Source organism: Paenibacillus darwinianus, from assembly GCF_000598065.1.
Lineage (GTDB): Bacteria > Bacillota > Bacilli > Paenibacillales > Paenibacillaceae > Paenibacillus_I > Paenibacillus_I darwinianus.
Genome location: NZ_KK082164.1, coordinates 13,903 through 31,110 on the forward strand (window position 1 = coordinate 13,903; position 17,208 = coordinate 31,110).

At 58.7% G+C, this 17,208-nt stretch carries 13 protein-coding genes; 10 read left to right on the plus strand and 3 right to left on the minus strand.

The annotated features are described in order from the left end of the window. The first annotated feature begins 89 nt into the window (after positions 1-89). The 4 genes from BG52_RS08980 to BG52_RS08995 all read left to right on the plus strand — a co-directional run bounded on the left by BG52_RS08980 (position 90) and on the right by BG52_RS08995 (position 7,388). Positions 90-1,841, plus strand: coding sequence for an ABC transporter ATP-binding protein (locus BG52_RS08980; RefSeq protein ID WP_144340775.1), 1,752 nt, complete (start codon positions 90-92; stop codon positions 1,839-1,841). Further along, positions 1,834-3,666, plus strand: a complete 1,833-nt coding sequence (locus BG52_RS08985) for an ABC transporter ATP-binding protein (protein WP_051587692.1) — start codon at positions 1,834-1,836, stop codon at positions 3,664-3,666. The genes BG52_RS08980 and BG52_RS08985 overlap by 8 nt, the downstream gene beginning before the upstream one ends. A gap of 93 nt (positions 3,667-3,759) precedes the next feature. Continuing rightward, positions 3,760-4,224, plus strand: coding sequence for a MarR family winged helix-turn-helix transcriptional regulator (locus tag BG52_RS08990; RefSeq protein WP_036582252.1), 465 nt, complete (start codon positions 3,760-3,762; stop codon positions 4,222-4,224). Beyond that, complete coding sequence (locus BG52_RS08995) at positions 4,221-7,388, plus strand: MMPL family transporter (protein WP_036667134.1); 3,168 nt, start codon at positions 4,221-4,223, stop codon at positions 7,386-7,388. The genes BG52_RS08990 and BG52_RS08995 overlap by 4 nt, the downstream gene beginning before the upstream one ends. 11 nt (positions 7,389-7,399) lie before the next feature. On the opposite strand, the gene BG52_RS09000 is transcribed toward BG52_RS08995, so the two are convergent. Next, positions 7,400-7,783 carry a hypothetical protein gene (locus BG52_RS09000; protein WP_051588179.1) on the minus strand — a complete coding sequence of 128 codons (384 nt, stop codon included), beginning with the start codon at positions 7,781-7,783 and terminating at the stop codon, positions 7,400-7,402. Positions 7,784-8,184: 401 nt separating this feature from the next. Between BG52_RS09000 and pdaA the strand changes: the two genes are divergently transcribed. Beyond that, positions 8,185-9,030, plus strand: a complete 846-nt coding sequence (pdaA, locus tag BG52_RS09010) for a delta-lactam-biosynthetic de-N-acetylase (protein ID WP_051588177.1) — start codon at positions 8,185-8,187, stop codon at positions 9,028-9,030. Then, positions 9,027-9,500 (plus strand): divergent PAP2 family protein, encoded by a 474-nt coding sequence (locus BG52_RS09015; protein ID WP_036582258.1) that lies wholly within the window; start codon positions 9,027-9,029, stop codon positions 9,498-9,500. Before pdaA ends, BG52_RS09015 begins: the two co-directional genes overlap by 4 nt. Before the next feature lie 58 nt (positions 9,501-9,558). Here BG52_RS09015 and BG52_RS09020 read toward each other — a convergent pair whose 3' ends face one another. Continuing rightward, entirely contained in the window at positions 9,559-11,565 is a 2,007-nt protein-coding gene (locus BG52_RS09020; protein WP_036582260.1) for a sensor histidine kinase, read from the minus strand. Positions 11,566-11,863: 298 nt separating this feature from the next. Here BG52_RS09020 and BG52_RS09025 point away from each other — a divergent pair, with 298 nt between their 5' ends. The 3 genes from BG52_RS09025 to BG52_RS09035 all read left to right on the plus strand — a co-directional run bounded on the left by BG52_RS09025 (position 11,864) and on the right by BG52_RS09035 (position 14,137). Next, entirely contained in the window at positions 11,864-12,679 is an 816-nt protein-coding gene (locus tag BG52_RS09025; RefSeq protein ID WP_036582262.1) for a basic amino acid ABC transporter substrate-binding protein, read from the plus strand. 76 nt (positions 12,680-12,755) lie between these two features. Further along, on the plus strand, positions 12,756-13,409 hold the full coding sequence (locus BG52_RS09030; protein WP_036582302.1) for an amino acid ABC transporter permease: 654 nt from the start codon (positions 12,756-12,758) through the stop codon (positions 13,407-13,409). A gap of 5 nt (positions 13,410-13,414) precedes the next feature. Beyond that, positions 13,415-14,137: an amino acid ABC transporter ATP-binding protein gene (locus BG52_RS09035; protein WP_036582305.1), complete on the plus strand. Its 723-nt coding sequence runs from the start codon at positions 13,415-13,417 to the stop codon at positions 14,135-14,137. Between the two features lie 129 nt (positions 14,138-14,266). On the opposite strand, the gene BG52_RS09040 is transcribed toward BG52_RS09035, so the two are convergent. Next, a complete protein-coding gene (locus BG52_RS09040) occupies positions 14,267-16,144 on the minus strand; it encodes an LTA synthase family protein (protein WP_036582265.1) in 1,878 nt (625 codons plus the stop codon). A gap of 328 nt (positions 16,145-16,472) precedes the next feature. Here BG52_RS09040 and BG52_RS09045 point away from each other — a divergent pair. Further along, a partial coding sequence (locus BG52_RS09045) for an NAD(P)/FAD-dependent oxidoreductase (protein ID WP_051602305.1) occupies positions 16,473-17,208 on the plus strand: 736 nt, incomplete at its 3' end.

Below are 17,208 nucleotides of genomic sequence, written 5' to 3' on the forward strand. Positions count from 1 at the left end.
ATCAACTGCTCCGCCGATAGTCGAATAAAGGAAGGAGCCATGGATGATCTGAACAATTCTCGAATAGCGGATCGAGGGAGGGAATTCATGTGAGGCTTGTGCTGTCCTATATGAAGCCTTACCGTCTTGCGGCCGTCGTTGCGCTGGCGCTGATGCTGGTGGAGCTGGCGGTCGAGCTGTGGCACCCGATTCTGATGGCACGGATCATCAACGAAGGCATTCTGGAACGGGATTCGGCCCAGATTATTCGTTTGGGCATCATGATGGCGGTTGTCGCGCTGCTTGGATTCGCGGCCGGCATTGTCAATTCGTTTTACGCCGCGCATGTCAGTCAAGGGTTGGGCTTCGATCTCCGCAAGGTGCTGTGGGGCAAGGTGCAATCGTTTCCTTTTGCCCAGTTCAACCGGTTCCCGGCAGCGACGCTCATTACGCGCATGACGAGCGATGTGACGCAGCTGCAGAACCTGGTTTTTATGGGGCTGCGAATTATGATGCGCGCGCCGCTGATGATGGTGGGAGGGCTGATCATGGCCCTTACGATCAATGTGAAGCTCGGCCTTATCCTGATCGTCGTCACGCCGCTTATGTTCGGCTTGCTCGTCGGGATGATGAACCGGGGGTTCATTCTGTTCCGGGACGTTCAGGAGAAGCTGGACCGGACGAACGCCGTGCTCCGTGAAAACCTGCTCGGCATGCGGCTCATCAAGGCGCTTGTGCGGTACGGCCATGAGCACAAACGGTTTACGCGGGCGAACGATGAGCTGGCCGACCGGACGATCAGGGCGATTCGTCTGGTCGAGCTTACGGTTCCCGCGCTGCTGTTCGTCATGAATATCAGTGTGCTGTTCATTCTATGGTTCGGCAGCCGGCAGGTGATCGGGGGCCGCGCCGATGTCGGCGAGATCGTCGCGGTCGTCAACTATGCGACGCGTATTACCGGCGCCTTCTCCGTGATCTCGTTTATCATGACGGGGCTCTCCCGCGCTAAGGCGTCCGCCGGTCGGATCTCGGAGGTACTGCGGTCGGAAGAAGATGATGCGGAGACGGTACACGCCGAAGACAGGCGGAATGGGCTCGGAAAAGAAGAAGGCATCCCTGCGGCCGCAGTGACCTTCGAATGCGTTACGTTCCGCTATCCGGATACGCCGGACGCCGTGCTGTCGAATATTTCATTCGACGTCGCGCCCGGCGAGACGGTCGCCATTCTCGGCGCCACCGGCTCCGGGAAGTCCTCCCTTTTTCAGCTGCTGCCGAGACTGTATGATCCGGAATCGGGAACGGTGCGGATCGACGGCTGGGACATCCGCGCGATGGATCCGGAGCGGCTTCGGGGGCAGATCGGCTATGTGCCGCAGGAAGCGGTGCTTTTTACCGGGACGGTGAGGGATAATTTGCTGTGGGGCAAGGAGGATGCATCGCTTGAAGAGGTCATGGGGGCCGCCCGGCACGCCCAGATTCACGACTCGATTATGAGGCTGCCAGCCCAATATGAAACGATGCTCGGCCAGAAGGGCGTTAATCTGTCCGGCGGCCAGAAGCAACGGCTGTCGGTCGCCCGGGCGCTCATCCGCCGGCCGCGGCTGCTGCTGCTGGACGACAGCACGTCGGCGCTCGATATGCGGACGGAAGCGGCGCTGCTTGCCGCCCTGAAGCATTACAGCTGCACGACGCTGATCATTACGCAGAAAATCTCGACGGCCATGGAAGCCGATAAGATTCTGATCCTGCAGGACGGGCGGCTTCAGGACCAAGGCAGCCATTCGGAGCTCATGGCCGGGTCGGCGCTGTACCGTCAAATCATCTATTCCCAATTCGGAGAGGAGACGGCGGATCATGTCTGAACCGGAACACAAACGGCAGCGGAAGGCGAAGCCCAAGCTGAAGAACTGGCGGTTCACCTTGAAGCGGATCTGGTCGTACCTCGCCGTTCACCGCGCGCTTCTGGCCCTTATTTTCCTTATGGTAGTTGCAAGCTCGGTACTCGGCTTGCTTGGACCTTATCTGCTCGGCCGCACGATCGACGATTATTTCGTGTCCGGCGATTACGACGGATTGGCGGGCTTGATCGCCGTGCTCGCCGGCAGCTATTTGCTGCAGGGGGTATCGGGCTGGCTGCAGAACTACTGGATGATCGGCGTCGCCCAGCGGACGGTGGCCGCATTGCGGAGCGACCTTTTTCGCCAACTGCACCGGCTTCCGATTCCTTATTTTGTGAAACGGCAATCCGGGGAATTGATGAGCAGGCTGACCAATGACATTGAGAATGTCAGCCAGACGCTGAACAGCTCCTTTATCCAGCTGGTGTCCAGCCTGCTGACCTTCACGGGCATGCTGACGCTCATGCTGCTGGCAAGTCCGCTGTTAACGGCGGTCACACTTGTGATCGTGCCGGCGATGCTGCTCGGCATGAGGTGGATTACCGCCCGTACGGGACGGTATTTCCGGGAGCAGCAGCACAGTCTCGGCGAAATGAACGGCTTTGTCGAAGAGACGCTGTCCGGCCAACGCATCGTGAAGAGCTTCTCCAAGGAGCAGGCCGTCATTGCCGAGTTCACGGCGCGCAACGAGCGGCTGAGAGCATCCGGCTATTGGGCGCAGACGTATACCGGCTTTATTCCCAAGCTGATGAATATGCTGAACAATATCAGCTTTGCCATCGTGGCCGGCGCAGGCGGGCTGCTTGCGCTGAAAGGTCTTGTTTCGATCGGGGTTATCGTCATGTTCGCCGAGTACGCGCGGCAATTTACCCGTCCGCTGAACGATCTGGCCAACCAATTCAACGTATTTCTATCCGCAGTGGCCGGTGCGGAGCGGGTGTTCGAAGTGCTGGATGAGCAGCCAGAGGAGCTTGACGAGCAGGATGCTGCAGAGCTGGACGACGTGCGCGGGGAAATCGAGTTTGCCGACGTTTCGTTCTCCTATGAGCGCAGCGGCCGGACGCTGTCGGGTGTTGGCTTTCATGCTGCGCCGGGGGAGACGATTGCGCTGGTGGGTCCGACGGGTGCGGGGAAAACGACAGTTGTTCAGCTGCTGACGCGATTTTACGAGCCGGACGGGGGGCGAATTCTGATCGACGGCCGCGATATCAGGCAAATCAAGCGGAAAAGCCTTCGGCGGCATCTGGGCTTCGTGTTGCAGGATGTATTTCTGTTCCAGGGTACAATAATCGACAATATCCGTTACGGGAAGCTCGATGCAAGCGATGACGAGGTCCGGTGCGCGGCCAAAGCGGCGAATGCGCATTCGTTCATCGTCAAGCTGCCCCAGGGCTACGATACGGTGCTGCAGCAGGACGGCGGCGGAATCAGCCAAGGTCAGAAGCAGCTGCTCTCCATCGCCCGCATGATGCTCGCCGATCCGTCAATTCTAATTCTGGACGAGGCGACCAGCAGCATCGATACGATCACGGAGATTAAAATTCAGGAGGCCTTGTACCGGCTGATGGAAGGACGCACGAGCATCGTCATCGCGCATCGGCTGAACACGATAAGGCAAGCGGACCGGATACTCGTCTTGGCGGACGGGAAAATGGTCGAGCAGGGGACGCATGAATCGCTGCTCGAACGGAAGGGTTTGTATTATGGCTTGGTGCGCAGGGACGGTCAGTCAGGCCAAGAGGAGATCGTAATTCAGGAGCAGGCATGGGGTCGGGCAGGATGGACTTGACATGAAATCCGTCCGCCTGATATAGTTCGATTATCGAATAATTCGAATAATATACAGTTTGTCTATCGAATCAAAAAAAGGAGAGTATACGGCATGGAGCATGGTGAGCTGAAGTCGATCATACAGCGTTACGAGCAGGCCTATTTCACCGTCAATCGCAGGCTGAATGCGCTGATCCGCAAAGATATGGGGGAGGAAATGACGCTCGATCAGTATTCGACGATTCGTTATGTCCACCGCCGGGGCCGCTGCACGTCGTCTGAACTGTCGGACGCTTTTTGCGTCGGCAAAAGTTCGATTACGGCGATCATCACGCGCCTGGTCCACAAGCGTCTGATCGAGCGGGTTCCGGACGAGGCGGACCGCCGGGTGATGTATCTGTCGGTTACGGAGGAAGGAAAACGGCTTTCGGATGAGGTGGAGAAGCGGATTCAGGAGCTGCTGGCCGGCTATATGGTGCAATTCGAAGGCAAAGAAGCGCTCGCTTTCATCGAAACGTTTGAGAAGCTGGCTAAAGTATTGACCGATCCGGCTGAAGGGAGCTATGAACCCAAATGAGAACCATCCTGAAAATACGGTGGCTGATGCCGGTTTTATGGCTTGCGGCCGCCGTGGGACTCATGTTGACGGCGCCGAATATGGAGGAGCTGGTGCGGGAGAAGGGGCAGATCGAGGTTCCAGACGGCTATTCCTCCTCCGCGGCCGCCAAGCTGCTGGATGAGATGGGCGGAGACGCTGCGGACGGGAGTAAAACCGCGGTGCTGGTGTTTCATAACGCGTCCGGCTTGACGGACGGCAATATGGCGGACATCAAGCAAGGACTGGATAAGCTGAAGGCGGAGGGCGAGGCCTACGGGATTACGTCCGTGACGAGCCATTACGACAATAAAGAGTTGGAGAAGCAAATGGTCGCCGCGGACGGCAAAACGGTGCTGGCGCTCATCGGCGTCGACTTCGGCGGGCGCACGCCGGCTGAAGCCCGCGACGCGCTCTATGCCGCTGCCGCTTCGATTAACGTTGAGCATTACTATACCGGCGGCTGGATCATTTCCGAGGACGTCGTGCAGAGCTCGCAGGAAGGGCTTAAGAAGACGGAGCTGATTACCGTTGCGTTCATTCTTATCATTCTGTTCATCGTGTTTCGCTCGGTGGCAGCGCCGTTCATTCCGCTGTTGGCTGTCGGATTCAGCTATCTGATCTCGCAGTCGGTCGTCGCTTTTCTCGTTGAGTACGCGGGTTTCCCGCTATCGACCTTTACTCAGATATTTATGGTCGCCGTCCTCTTCGGGATCGGCACGGATTACTGCATCCTGCTGATCAGCCGGTTTAAGGAGGAACTGGCCCAATCGGGAGACAAGACGGAGGCGATTCTGCAGACGTACCGGACGGCGGGCCGCACCGTGCTGTTCTCGGGCCTGGCGGTGCTGGTCGGCTTTGTCTCGATCGGGTTCTCGACATTTGTGCTTTACCGGTCTGCCGTTGCGGTGGCGGTCGGCGTTGCGGTCATGCTGATCGCGCTTGTTACGCTGGTGCCGTTCTTCCTCTCGGTGTTCGGCCAAGCGCTCTTCTGGCCGTCGAAAGGCTCGATTGAGCATAAGCCCAGCCGTCTTTGGGGCGCGGTAGGGTCGTTTTCGTTGAAAGAGCCGGTGTGGGCGATGCTGGTGATCGCCGTGCTGATGGTGCCTTTCCTGGCGGCGTTCCGCAATACGGCATCGTTCAACTCGCTCGACGAAATCGGCGACAAATACGACTCTGTCAAGGCGTTCAACCTCATATCGGAGAGCTTCGGCCCCGGCGAATCGCTGCCGACGACTGTCGTGGTGANCGAGCCGCTTGATACGCAGGCAGGCTTGGCGGCTGTCGAGCAGGTAAGCCGAGAGCTGGCGAAGGTGGATGGCGTCAAGGCGGTGCGAAGCGCAACCCGCCCGACTGGCGAACCGCTTGCCGACCTGCAGGTCACCGAGCAGAGCAGCACGCTGGGCGACGGGATCGGACAGAGCGAGGACGGCTTGGGGCAGATCGGCCAAGGGCTGTCCGAGGCGAGCGGCGCGCTCAGCGAGAATGCGCCTAAGCTGCAGGCGGCGGCAGCCGGTGCGGGCGAGCTTGTCGCCGGGACGGAGCGGCTGAAGGCCGGTATCGCCGAGCTCCGCGGCGGGCTGAAGCGGATCGGGGCCGGACTGAACGACGGCTCGGCCGGCGCCGGCGAGCTGGCGGCGGGCGCGGCGCAGGCGAAGGCAAGCGCCGACCGGCTGAGCAAGGCGAGCCAAGAGCTGCTGGCCAGTTACGGCAAGCTTGGCGGCGGCCTTACGCAATTGTCGAAGGCATATGCCGATACGCAGGCCGGGCAGGCAGCCCTTGCCGCAGGCCTGGTTGAGGTCGAGAGCGGGCTGGGGGGGCTTGGGCAGACATATCCGGAGCTGCAGAAAGATCCGGATTACATCCGGCTGCAGGACTCGGTGAGCGGCATGAAAACGAACGCGGCCGAGCTGAGCGCGGGCCTCAAGCAATTGAACGGTCAGCTTGCCGGCATATCCGGCGGATTGGAGCAGGCGAACGCCGGGCTGTCTCGTGCCGCGGCCGGTCAGGCGGCGCTCACGAAAGGCCTCGCTTCGCTGTCGCAAGGGCTTGCGGAGCTGCAGGACGGCCTCGGGCAGGCGGCGGGCGGCCAGAGCCGCATCATGGCCGGGCTGCCGGCGCTGTCGGGAGGGATTGACGGACTCGCGGCGGGCCAGCGCAAGCTGCAGAGCGGTTTGGCGCAGCTGAACGACCAGCTTGGCGAGCTCGCGAGCGGCCTGGATCAAAGCGTATCCGGGCTCGGCCAGGTGACCGACGGGCTGCAATCGGCCCAATCCTATCTGGATGAACTGGCCGGCTCGCCGGATAAGCAGCTGACGGGCTGGTTCATTCCGGCGGAAGCGATCGCGCGGAGCGGCTTTCAGGCGGCGCTTGACGTTTACCTCTCCGAGGATCGCCGCATCGCCAAGTTTGACGTGGTGTTCGAAGGCAATCCTTACGAGCTGAACACGATGGCGAAGATCGACGATCTGAAAGCGGCGGCCGACCGGGCGCTGCAAGGAACGCCGGCCGGCGGCGGCGCGGAGGTTGCAGTCGGCGGGGTTACGAGCGTGAATGAGGATCTGCGCAGCATTTCGGCGGCGGACTACTCGCGCACCGTCGTGCTGATGCTGATCGGCATTACGCTGATCCTGATCCTGCTGTTCCGGTCGGTCGTCATACCGATCTACCTGGTGCTTTCGCTGCTGCTGACGTACTATACGTCGGTCGCGATCGCGGAAGTCATCTTCGTGCGGGTCGTGGGACTGTCGGGCATCAGCTGGGCCGTGCCGTTCTTCGGCTTCGTCATGCTGATGGCGCTCGGCATCGACTACAGCATTTTCCTCATGGACCGTTTCAAGGAGTACCGGCATCTCAAGCCGGCAGAAGCGATTCTGCTGGCCATGAGAAAAATGGGGTCGGTCATCATGTCCGCTGCCCTCATTCTCGGCGGCACGTTCGCGGCCATGCTGCCCTCGGGCGTCATGTCGCTGCTCCAGATCGCAACGATCGTGCTATGCGGCCTTTTCCTCTATGCGCTCGTCGTGCTGCCGCTGTTCATTCCCGTCATGGTGCGCAGCTTCGGCGAGGCCAATTGGTGGCCTTTCATGAAGCGCGAAGGCGTGGGAGGGACGGAGCTGCGCGGCAAGGAAAGCCTGACCGGCTGAGGCTGGACAAATTAAGTATACAGCAGCGTGATGACCAGCAGTTCATACAGGACCAGCGGCAGTATGGCGCTCGAGAGCACGGGCGCGAAGAAGGCACGGTTTCCCGCAAAGCCGGGCGAATAGCCTGCCGGATAGCCGGCGTAGCCCGGGAATGCGGGATATGCCGGATACGCATAACCTGACTGCTCCGTGCGTCCGACGTGCAGATACACATGGCAGCCGTCGGCGCCCATGAGGACGCCGTCATACGTGCGCCCGTCGATCGTCTGCACGCGCACCGATAGTCCGATGCAGCGGGTGGTAATATCGATCAATGAGGTTTTGACGGCCACAAGCGTCTGAAGCCATGAAGGGTCGGCGTTGTAAACGACCTGCGGCAAGGATTGCTGGACCATGAACGGATTCCTCCCTGAAGATGCGGTTTTGGTACACCTTATGCGCCCGCCTATGGGCGGGTGTCTGAACGGGCGGCATTTTTTAAACGAAATTTAAATTCGTATATAAGTTGATTTATGTTTGAATATTGGCGCGGCATCCGCATCAACGCAAGCATCCGCCAAGACGAACAGGAAAAGCTCCTGTTAATCTTGTGAAAAATGGCTCCGATACGGATCCGGCGCATACCACTAAGCAGCACATGTCATGATCGGCGCAGCCGTTCCCCTGATCCGCCTGGGCGCATTGTGTTTTTCGCCGGCGGCTGGCTTTGTTTTACGCGCCAGCCGGTATAAGGCGGGCGGCCGGGGGGGCATATTATCCTCGATTGGCATCTTGGGCGAATCGGGGGGATTGAGTCATGCGAATGAGGATTATGGGGCCGTTGGCCGCGCTGCTGATCGGCGCCGCCGTCGCGGCGACGATTGGCGTTCAGGCTGCGCCGCCGGCGAAGCTGCTGCCTGCGGCCGCGGCATTGGAGCAGTCGTATCATTTCGGCTTCAAGAAGAGCCGGGGCGGCAGTCCCGCTTCGATCGATGAGGAAGGTTTCAAGCCGCTGCTCCAGCGGCATGGGGCGATTTTTGCCGGTAATCCGGCACGTAAATCGCTGTATCTGACCTTCGACAACGGTTATGAGAACGGGTACACCGCGCCGATATTGGACGTACTGCGCGCGAAAAAAGTGCCTGCGGCCTTTTTTGTTACCGGACACTACGTTAAAGATCAGCCGGGGCTATTGAAGCGGATGGCGCAGGAGGGGCACCTGGTCGGCAACCATTCGTGGAACCATCCGGACATGACGGCTATTCCGGATGGCCGGATCAGGGATGAGCTGAATCGGGTCAAGCAGGCGGTAGCGGAACTGACAGGGCAGCGGGAGATGCGATTTTTGCGCCCGCCTCGCGGTATTTTCAGCGAGCGGACGCTGGCGGTCAGCAAGGAGCTTGGGTACACGAACGTGTTCTGGTCGGTCGCCTACAAGGATTGGGAGACGAACCGGCAGCGCGGCGCGCAGTATGCGTTCGACAGCGTGACGTCGCAGCTGCATCCGGGAGCGGTCATCTTGCTGCATTCGGTATCGAAGGACAACGCGGAGGCGCTTGGCCGGATTATTGACGAGGCTCGCCGTCAGGGATATGAATTCGAGAGCCTGGACCGGCTGGATATGGGGCTGGATATGAACGGGATCCGGGGAGGTGCGGCATGAACCGGGGGCTCATTACGGCGTTGACCGCGATAGGCGCAGCGCAAGTGTTGAAAATCCCGTTCTCGTTTGCGCGAAGCCGCGAGTGGGATTTGCGCGAGTCGGTGACATCCGGCGGAATGCCGAGCTCCCACTCCAGCGGAGTAGCCGCGCTCGCGGTGTACACCGGCATTCGGAGCGGCTTCCGCTCCCCGGCGTTCGCGTTGGCAACGATGCTGGGAACGATCGTGATGTACGATGCGATGAATGTGCGGCGGCACGCCGGCGAAATCGCGATTCAGGTGAACGATCTGGATGCCCACGTCGAGCGGCTCGCCGGCGATGCGCCGGGCGTCTACCATTTGCGCCGCGAGAAGAAGCTGAAGGAGAACATCGGCCACCAGCCGGCCGAGGTGTGGGCGGGCGCCCTGCTCGGCGCCGCCATCGGCGCAATCGGCGCGCTTACGGGCCGGCGGACGCGGTGGAGGCGGTAAGGATAGAATCAGACTAGGGAAGCCTTTCGCTTTTTAGCAGGCTTAACGCCGCCTCGTCTTACCCGCCCCCCAGCGAAAAAGGCATAATGATAATAAGCTCGCAGCCCCATGGCTTGCCCGATGGTGATACTCCCATCGCCGCCGGCGGCCTTCCAATCGACATTTCGCCGCCGAGCAGCCGGACGCGCTCGATCATGGCGGACAAGCCCAAACCGGGCTTGTCCTCGTCATATGGCGCGCCGTCGTTGAACAGCCGAAGGCTCAGCCGTTCGTGCGCCGCCGATAACCGGAAGCGGAAGTGGGAGCACGCGCCGTGTTTGAGCCCGTTCGTTAATCCCTCCCGAAGCGCATCGAGAATTAATCTTTGCAGAATGCCATCCGCAGCGTCCAAGCGGGGCGCGTCGATGTCGGCGTCGATCCGGACACCGCTCTCCGCGGCCGTCTTGTCGATCAAGTGCCGCAGCGCATCCGAAAGCTTGAACGGTTGGCGCCCGATTTTCAGCGCCCGGATCACTCCGCTGCCCCCGTCCGCTTTCACGTCTATGTCCCCCTCCTCGGCGACTGCTGCCTCCGGCACCGCCGTTCGCGGCGTTGCCCACAACGCCGCGCGCGGCAGCCCGTCCGAAATGGCGCCGCCGTCAGGGCGAACCGGCCGATCATAGGGCGGTCCGGGGACGACGGCCGTATGCGGCGCGGACAAATCGGCCACACCATAAAGCGCAGCATCCGGTTCCGCAGCGGTACGGTGCGGCTGTTCGCTCCTCTCTTTGCCAGACAGCTCGGTCGTCGCCGTCTTCTCCAACGCTTCATACCTGCGCGACAAATCGACGGCATAGGCTTGCAAACGGTCATGCTCTGCAGCATAGCGAATAAACAGCAAAGCCGCCAGGCAGGCGATGAAGGCCATGAGGCCGACGGGCAGAATCAGCGTCGAGAGTTCCGCCAGCGCCGGAGAAATACGGTGCAGCCAGCTCTGCGTCTGCGGCGTCGCATTGAAAGCCAGATGGAGGAGCGCGGCAGCCATCAGCACGCAATAAGCGAGGGTCAGCCAAAGCGTCACCCTCGTTAAGCTGCGAAAAGCATGACGGATGAGCGAGTACGACATCGCGCCGAACACGGCAATGAAAAATAAAGGAAACCAGCGCGTCATGATTTGTCCGTATAGGGGCGCATCGAATAATGCGGTTATGGCCGCGATTGCCGCGAATAAAAGCGCAGCCGCCTTCATCCAGCCATACCGCTTGCAGTAAGCGCGCTGCAGCGCTTCATCGTAAAAACCCAGAACCGCCAGTAAGGCGACCGGAAGCAACAGTTCCCGCCAGTAGTACAGCGATTCGGCTAGCGGAAGGAACCATTGGAGAGACACCGACAGCAGCAGGAAGCCGATTCCCGAGGATAGGCAGAGCAGCGCAAACCAGCCGCACAGGTTGTCCTGCAGCCGCCAGGCGTACAAGCAGAGAGAGATCATGCCGAGCGCCAGGCTAAGCACGCCGAACGCATACCACCTCCACTCATAGTCCAGCCAGTCGAACACGACCCCCATCCGGGTACCGATCATCAGCCAATTCGCCGTCACCGGCTGGCGGTCCCAATCCATCCGCAAATATAAGGTTTTGCCTGCATCGTCTTGCTGCAGCCGAATCGGGTGCAGCTTCATGAAAGAGGTGTAACGAGCCTGAAAGCCGGCCGGCCGGTAGCGGTATACCGGATTGTCGGGCGTATCGATAAAAACCTCGACGTTCTTGATGTTATGCAGAAACAGATAGGGATCGCGCCATTCCGCAAGCGAAGGCAACTCCGTGCGCAGCCATACCGTGCCGCGGTAGCTTGCCATTGCGGGATAATCGTCCGGCGTAAAAGCCGACCAAGCCGCACCCGCCCCTCCGGCCGGGCCCCAATGAACCTGCCAACCGCCTGCGGCATAGCGCGCGATCCGATCTTCATTGTTCAGCATGCCGCTGCGGTTATAGGGCCGCGCGGTACCGCTGTATGCGGCGGAGCCGAACAAGACCAGGAACAGGGCAAGGGCCGCAAGCGCCAACAGCGAGCGCTTCCATTTTTTCATCGCACAGCACCTCCTTCGGCCGTTTTCACCGTAACTTGCATCATTCCACTACAACTACAGTATAACGAACAGGGAGAGCGGGAGGGAGAACAATTTAACGGGCAAGGTATTATAGATTTCCGACGAGGATCTTAACGGGTGTCTGAAGCGGATCGATTTCTTGAAGAAACAGATGGATATGGGAACAAACGGCAAACTATGCCAACAACCTTACATTACCATGAAAATAGAATTGCCACTTCGGTCGATTCCTGATAAAATTTTCACTAACTATGCAAGTCCAATAGGGAGGCATGACATGAAGAGACGTTCATTGTGGGTTGTGGCTGTAACGTTGATGATAGCTTTGATAGCCGCGGGCTGCGGCCAGGGCGGGGACAAGGGCGGCAGCGGCGGAGCGGAAGCCAAGGTTTACAAATTCGCTACCGATGCGCAGTACGCGCCGATGGAATTCATGGATAAAGGCAAAGTCGCGGGCTTCGATGTCGAGTTCCTCGACATCGTCATGAAGGAAGCGGGCCTGAAATACGACATCGTCAATACCGGCTGGGATCCAATGCTGGCGAGCGTCCAGCAGGGTACGGAGTACGACGCGGGCATCTCCAGCGTATCGATCACGGAAGAGCGGAAGCAAACCTATGACTACTCCATGCCGTATTTCGAATCGATCAATATGATTCTGGTGAAGCAGGACAGCCCGGTTCAAAGCGCGCTCGACCTGAAGAATAAGAAGGTCGGCGTTCAAATCTCCACAACGGCGGACACGCTGATGACCGAAATTATGGGCCAGAATAATGCGGACCTGAAGCGTTTTGACAGCAATACCGTAGCCTTGCTTGAGCTGGAAGGCGGCGGCGTCGACGCAGTCGTTGCCGATATCGCCATCGTCCGTGAATATGTAAAGAACAACCCGGACAAAAATTTCAAAGAAGTCGCCGATGCCGCGAACTTTACGCCCGAGTATTACGGCATCCTGCTTCCGAAGGGAAGCGAGCTGAAGGCGCTGCTCGATCCGGCGATCAAGGCCGTCATTGAAAACGGGAAATATACAGAAGTCTATAAGAAGTGGTTCGGTGAAGAACCAAACACCGATAACCTGCTGAATGCTGAATAAGTAGGCGGAAGACATGCGTGACGGTACAGTCGCGCATGTTTTTTCGGGTAAAAGGAATGGAAGGGGAGTCATGGTGCTGGATTTCCGGTTTGATCTCATTTGGGAATATGCGCCTTATTTTTTGGGAGGCACCTTGTTAACGATCGGCATTTCGATTGTGGCGATTGTGCTGGGCGCCATATGCGGGCTTCTCGTGGCCATCGGCCGCATGTCGCAGCGTTGGTATTTAAGAGTTCCAATGAAGGCTTACATTCACTTTTTTCGCGGTACACCGCTGATTTTGCAAATCATGATCGTACACTTCCTGCTCGTGCCGATTTTTCTGGGGAGCACGAATGCGGTTGCGGCCGCCATTGCCGCTCTTGCCTTGAACTGCGCCGCGTATTCGGCTGAAATCTACCGTGCAGGCATCCAGTCTATCGATAAAGGACAGATGGAGGCAGCAATGGCGCTTGGCATGTCGCATACGCAGGCGATGCGCCATGTCATTTTGCCGCAGGCGGTCAGACGGATGATTCCGGCTTTCGGCAATGAATTCATCGTGCTGATCAAGGACTCCTCGCTGGTGGCGTTTATCGCGGTGCCGGAAATTATGTACTGGGCGAACTCCATGCGCGGCCAATACTACCGAATGTGGGAGCCCTATATGACGGCGGCGGTCATCTACCTCATTCTTACCTACAGCCTGAGCAAGCTGCTTGCTTACGTGGAAAGGAGATTGGGGAAATGAATCCGATCATCGAAGTGACGGGCTTATCGAAGTCGTTCGGCGAGCATACGGTGCTGCGCGATATCAATATGACGGTGGACCGGCAGGAGGTGGTCGTCATTATCGGGCCTTCCGGCTCGGGCAAATCGACGCTGCTGCGGTGCCTGAATTTATTGGAGCAGCCGCAATCCGGCGATATCCGGATCGAGGGGCGCTCCTTGCTGGACAAGACAACGGACATACGCGAAATTCGCACCGAGGTCGGGATGGTGTTCCAGCAATTTAATCTGTTCCCGCATTTAAAGGTCGTCGATAACATCACCTTGTCGCCGGTCCGTGTTCGGAATTGGCCGCTCGAACAGGCTCGCGCGAAAGCGATGGAGCTGCTGGAGAAGGTCGGGCTCCCGGAGAAAGCCGCCGCCTATCCGGCGTCCCTGTCCGGCGGACAATCCCAGCGGGTGGCGATCGCCCGGGCGCTTGCAATGGAGCCGAAAATTTTGCTGTTCGACGAACCGACCTCCGCGCTTGATCCGGAGATGGTCGGGGAAGTGCTCGGCGTTATGAAGGCGCTCGCGAAGGAAGGGATGACGATGGTCGTCGTCACGCATGAGATGGGCTTTGCCCGCGAGGTCGGCGACCGCGTGGTGTTCATGGAGGGCGGCGTCATTGTGGAGCAGGGACCGCCGGAGGAACTGTTCGACAAGCCGAAGAACGAGCGTACCCGCGCATTTCTGTCACGGGTACTGTAAGAAGAAGCCGGAGACAAATGGCAAGGCCGCACGGCCTATTGATTCCGTAGCAGTAAATTTAAACCGCCTTCCGTACCTGACGGAGGGCGGTTTTTTGGGCTTGCCAAGTGACGGTACGCTTGGGAGCGTTTATTTGTTTTTCTCGGACTTCTCCTTGTCGGGCAGCTGCAGCAGATAGCTGTTCGACAGCTTCAGCAGCTTCAGCGCGTTTTCGTACTCGAAGTTGAATACGACGCTTTCGTCGCCGGCTTTGCCCGACAGCGGGTACCGCTGTCCATCCTGGTAGCCCACGCCCGGCATAAATAACGAATCGCCGGTGAGGAGCGAGCCCGATGGCAGATAGTAACGCTGCGGAAGAAGGTTATAGCTCTGGTTCAGAATATCCTGACCGAAATGGAGCTGCCCGTCGAGCGGGATGCCCATCAGATTGGCGATCGTCGGCAGCACATCGGCTTGACCGGCCAGCTGCCGGAATACAGCGGGATAGGTGACGCCGCCAGAGCCTTCGGAAGCGATAACAAGCGGGATATTGATCATATCCGTATAACCGTATTCGCGTTGGTAAATCTCGGCCATCAGATCCTTTTCCTCGTCGCTGAGCGAATAGATCGGCAGGCCGAGGTGATCGCCGTAGATGACAACGATGCTGTCTTCCCACACTCCGTTCGCCTTCAGCTCGGCAATGAATTGGCCAAGCGCGTAATCGGCGTAATTTTGCGCCTCGAGATAGTCGCCCACCAAGGTGTCCTGATAGCGTTCGGGTACCGTCATCCGAATTTTCTTCTCCGGAATCGTGAACGGATGATGGCCCGACATCGCGAGCACCTGGGAATAGAACGGTTTGCCGGAATCGTTCATCCGTTTCAGCTCATCGGCGGTTTTACTGTACAGGACTTCGTCGGAAGCGCCGAAGAACACGGGATCCTCACGCCCGAAAAACTCGGCGTCGTAATATCGGTCCCAGCCAAGGGAGCTGTACAGCTCGCCGCGGTTCCAGAAGTCGACGACGTTCGTATGGAACGTTGCCGTATCGTAGCCCTCCGCGCTCATCAGCCTCGGCAAGCTCGGCAGCACCTTATCCACATAGCGCATGGTTGCCGCCCCCGTCGGAGGGACATAGAACGAGGTGTTGACGACGAATTCCGCATCCGACGTGTTGCCTTGCCCGACCTGCTGATAGAAGCGGGGGAAATAGAAGTTGCCGTTCACCAGCTTGTTCAGGTTAGGCGTGATTTCCGTACCGTCCACCTTCAGATTGATGAGAAAATTTTGGAAGGATTCCATCTGGATAATAATCAGGTTTTTGCCCTTGGCGATGCCTTCGTACTTGGGATTCGCAGGCGTATCGATGCCTTTCAGCCGATTGACCGCCGCCTGCGTAATTTCCGATTTATCGATCAGCTCGGTATCTTCGTCGGCCAGAAAGGCATAAGCTTCGTAATTCAGAATGCCCATCTCACCGGCTTTAACGCGTTCGTTCATGCTTGCCCGATTCGGCAGAATGTTCATCAGGCAAATGACGACCGAAATCGTGAAAAGGCCGATCAGCAGGCCGCGTTTTTCCCGGCGCAAATTCAGCGACTGCCACACAGGCGTTTTCCGCTTGCGGAAAAACAGGAAACTGAATATGACGATATCGGTGAAAATGAACAGGAAATAGGGTTTAAGCAGCGATATTACGCTGTTGCTGACGGCCGTCGTCTGGTTCGCCTGTTCCAGCGCCCGGAACGTCGGGATGACGCCGTAGTAGGTATAGTACATCATCACCGAGAACAGAATGAAGGTGAGAAGCAGGTTGGAGAGCAGGTAGTACAGCATTTTGCGTTTGGTCGCGAACGTTTCGATCAGGATGAACACGATCCAGATAAAAGGGATCTCCGTCACGAACGGCGACAGCGGCGGAGTTTTCTCGAAGACGACGAACCACGCCAGATATACCTTGAGCATCAGGATGACCGAGAACAAGATAAACGGCCGAGAGCCGACAACTCTCCACGTCTTGCCCATCCATGTCGGTTGCACGGTAACGCACCTTCCTTTGCAAGGGAAACAGGCCCGGCACGGCAAAGCCGCACCTGCCTGAGAATGGAAAAGCTTTAACGATTAAATTTTACATGAATAGAATCTATTATAGATAGGCGAGACGGAGATTGTCAAAAGGGAGCGATTCCCTCGCCGCCAGCGTATTCTAGTATATGCCTGCTGCGGCTTAACATACCGGGTATTTCGCCTGATAGGATCATCTTATGTATAGACGATTCAAGCGCCAAAGTTTAGCGGCCGGGCACCGGCGGTATAATGTAGAAAACGGCTTATAAACGGGAGGTGTCCGTTCATGCTGTACGATTGCGCGATTGTCGGGGGCGGCATTGCGGGTATTCAGGCTGCCGTCCAGCTCGGGAGGTACCGCCATTCCGTCGCAGTCATCGACGCGGCCGACGGCCGTTCCACGATGTGCCGCAGGTATCACAACCTGCTTGGCTTTCCGGAAGGCATCAGCGGACCGGAGCTGCGAGCAGTCGGCCGCCGACAGGCCGAACGACTGGGCGTGAAATTTATCCAGGGAAGGGGTACGGCGGCGAAGCGGGAAGGCGAGCACTTCCTCGTGATGGTGGACGATCTCGCAGAGGTTCGCGCCCAAAGGCTGCTGATTGCCACGGGGGTCAAAGATCGTCTGCCCGATTTGCCGGAGCTTCGGCCCTGCCTTGGCATTACGGTGTTTGTCTGTCCGGATTGCGACGGGTATGAGGCTGCGGACAGACGCACGCTCGTGCTCGGCGCGGGTGAGGCGAGCGTATCGATGGCGCTCGAGCTGACGCATTGGACGCGCAACATCGTTTGCATCAATCACGAGATGAAGCCGGTGTCCGTCGATAAGCTGACGGGTCTGATCGAGCAGGGCATCGCCTATATCGAACAGCCGATTCGTCAGGTGCTGGCCGAGGACGACCAGCTTAAGGGCGTGATGCTGGCGGACGGGTCCGTCATTGCCGGCGACCGGGCATTCGCGGCGTTCGGCGGCAATGATGTCCGCTCGTCGTTGGCGGGTCAGCTGGGCGCGAAGCTGGCGG

Excerpts from the sequence above, each read along its gene's own strand:
- BG52_RS08985 (WP_051587692.1), top strand. The coding sequence starts at position 1,834 with ATGTCTGAACCGGAACACAAACGGCAGCGGAAGGCGAAGCCCAAGCTG.
- BG52_RS09015 (WP_036582258.1), top strand. The coding sequence starts at position 9,027 with ATGAACCGGGGGCTCATTACGGCGTTGACCGCGATAGGCGCAGCGCAA.
- BG52_RS09000 (WP_051588179.1), bottom strand. The coding sequence starts at position 7,783 with ATGGTCCAGCAATCCTTGCCGCAGGTCGTTTACAACGCCGACCCTTCA.
- pdaA (WP_051588177.1), top strand. The coding sequence starts at position 8,185 with ATGCGAATGAGGATTATGGGGCCGTTGGCCGCGCTGCTGATCGGCGCC.
- BG52_RS08990 (WP_036582252.1), top strand. The coding sequence starts at position 3,760 with ATGGAGCATGGTGAGCTGAAGTCGATCATACAGCGTTACGAGCAGGCC.
- BG52_RS09040 (WP_036582265.1), bottom strand. The coding sequence starts at position 16,144 with ATGGGCAAGACGTGGAGAGTTGTCGGCTCTCGGCCGTTTATCTTGTTC.
- BG52_RS09025 (WP_036582262.1), top strand. The coding sequence starts at position 11,864 with ATGAAGAGACGTTCATTGTGGGTTGTGGCTGTAACGTTGATGATAGCT.
- BG52_RS09020 (WP_036582260.1), bottom strand. The coding sequence starts at position 11,565 with ATGAAAAAATGGAAGCGCTCGCTGTTGGCGCTTGCGGCCCTTGCCCTG.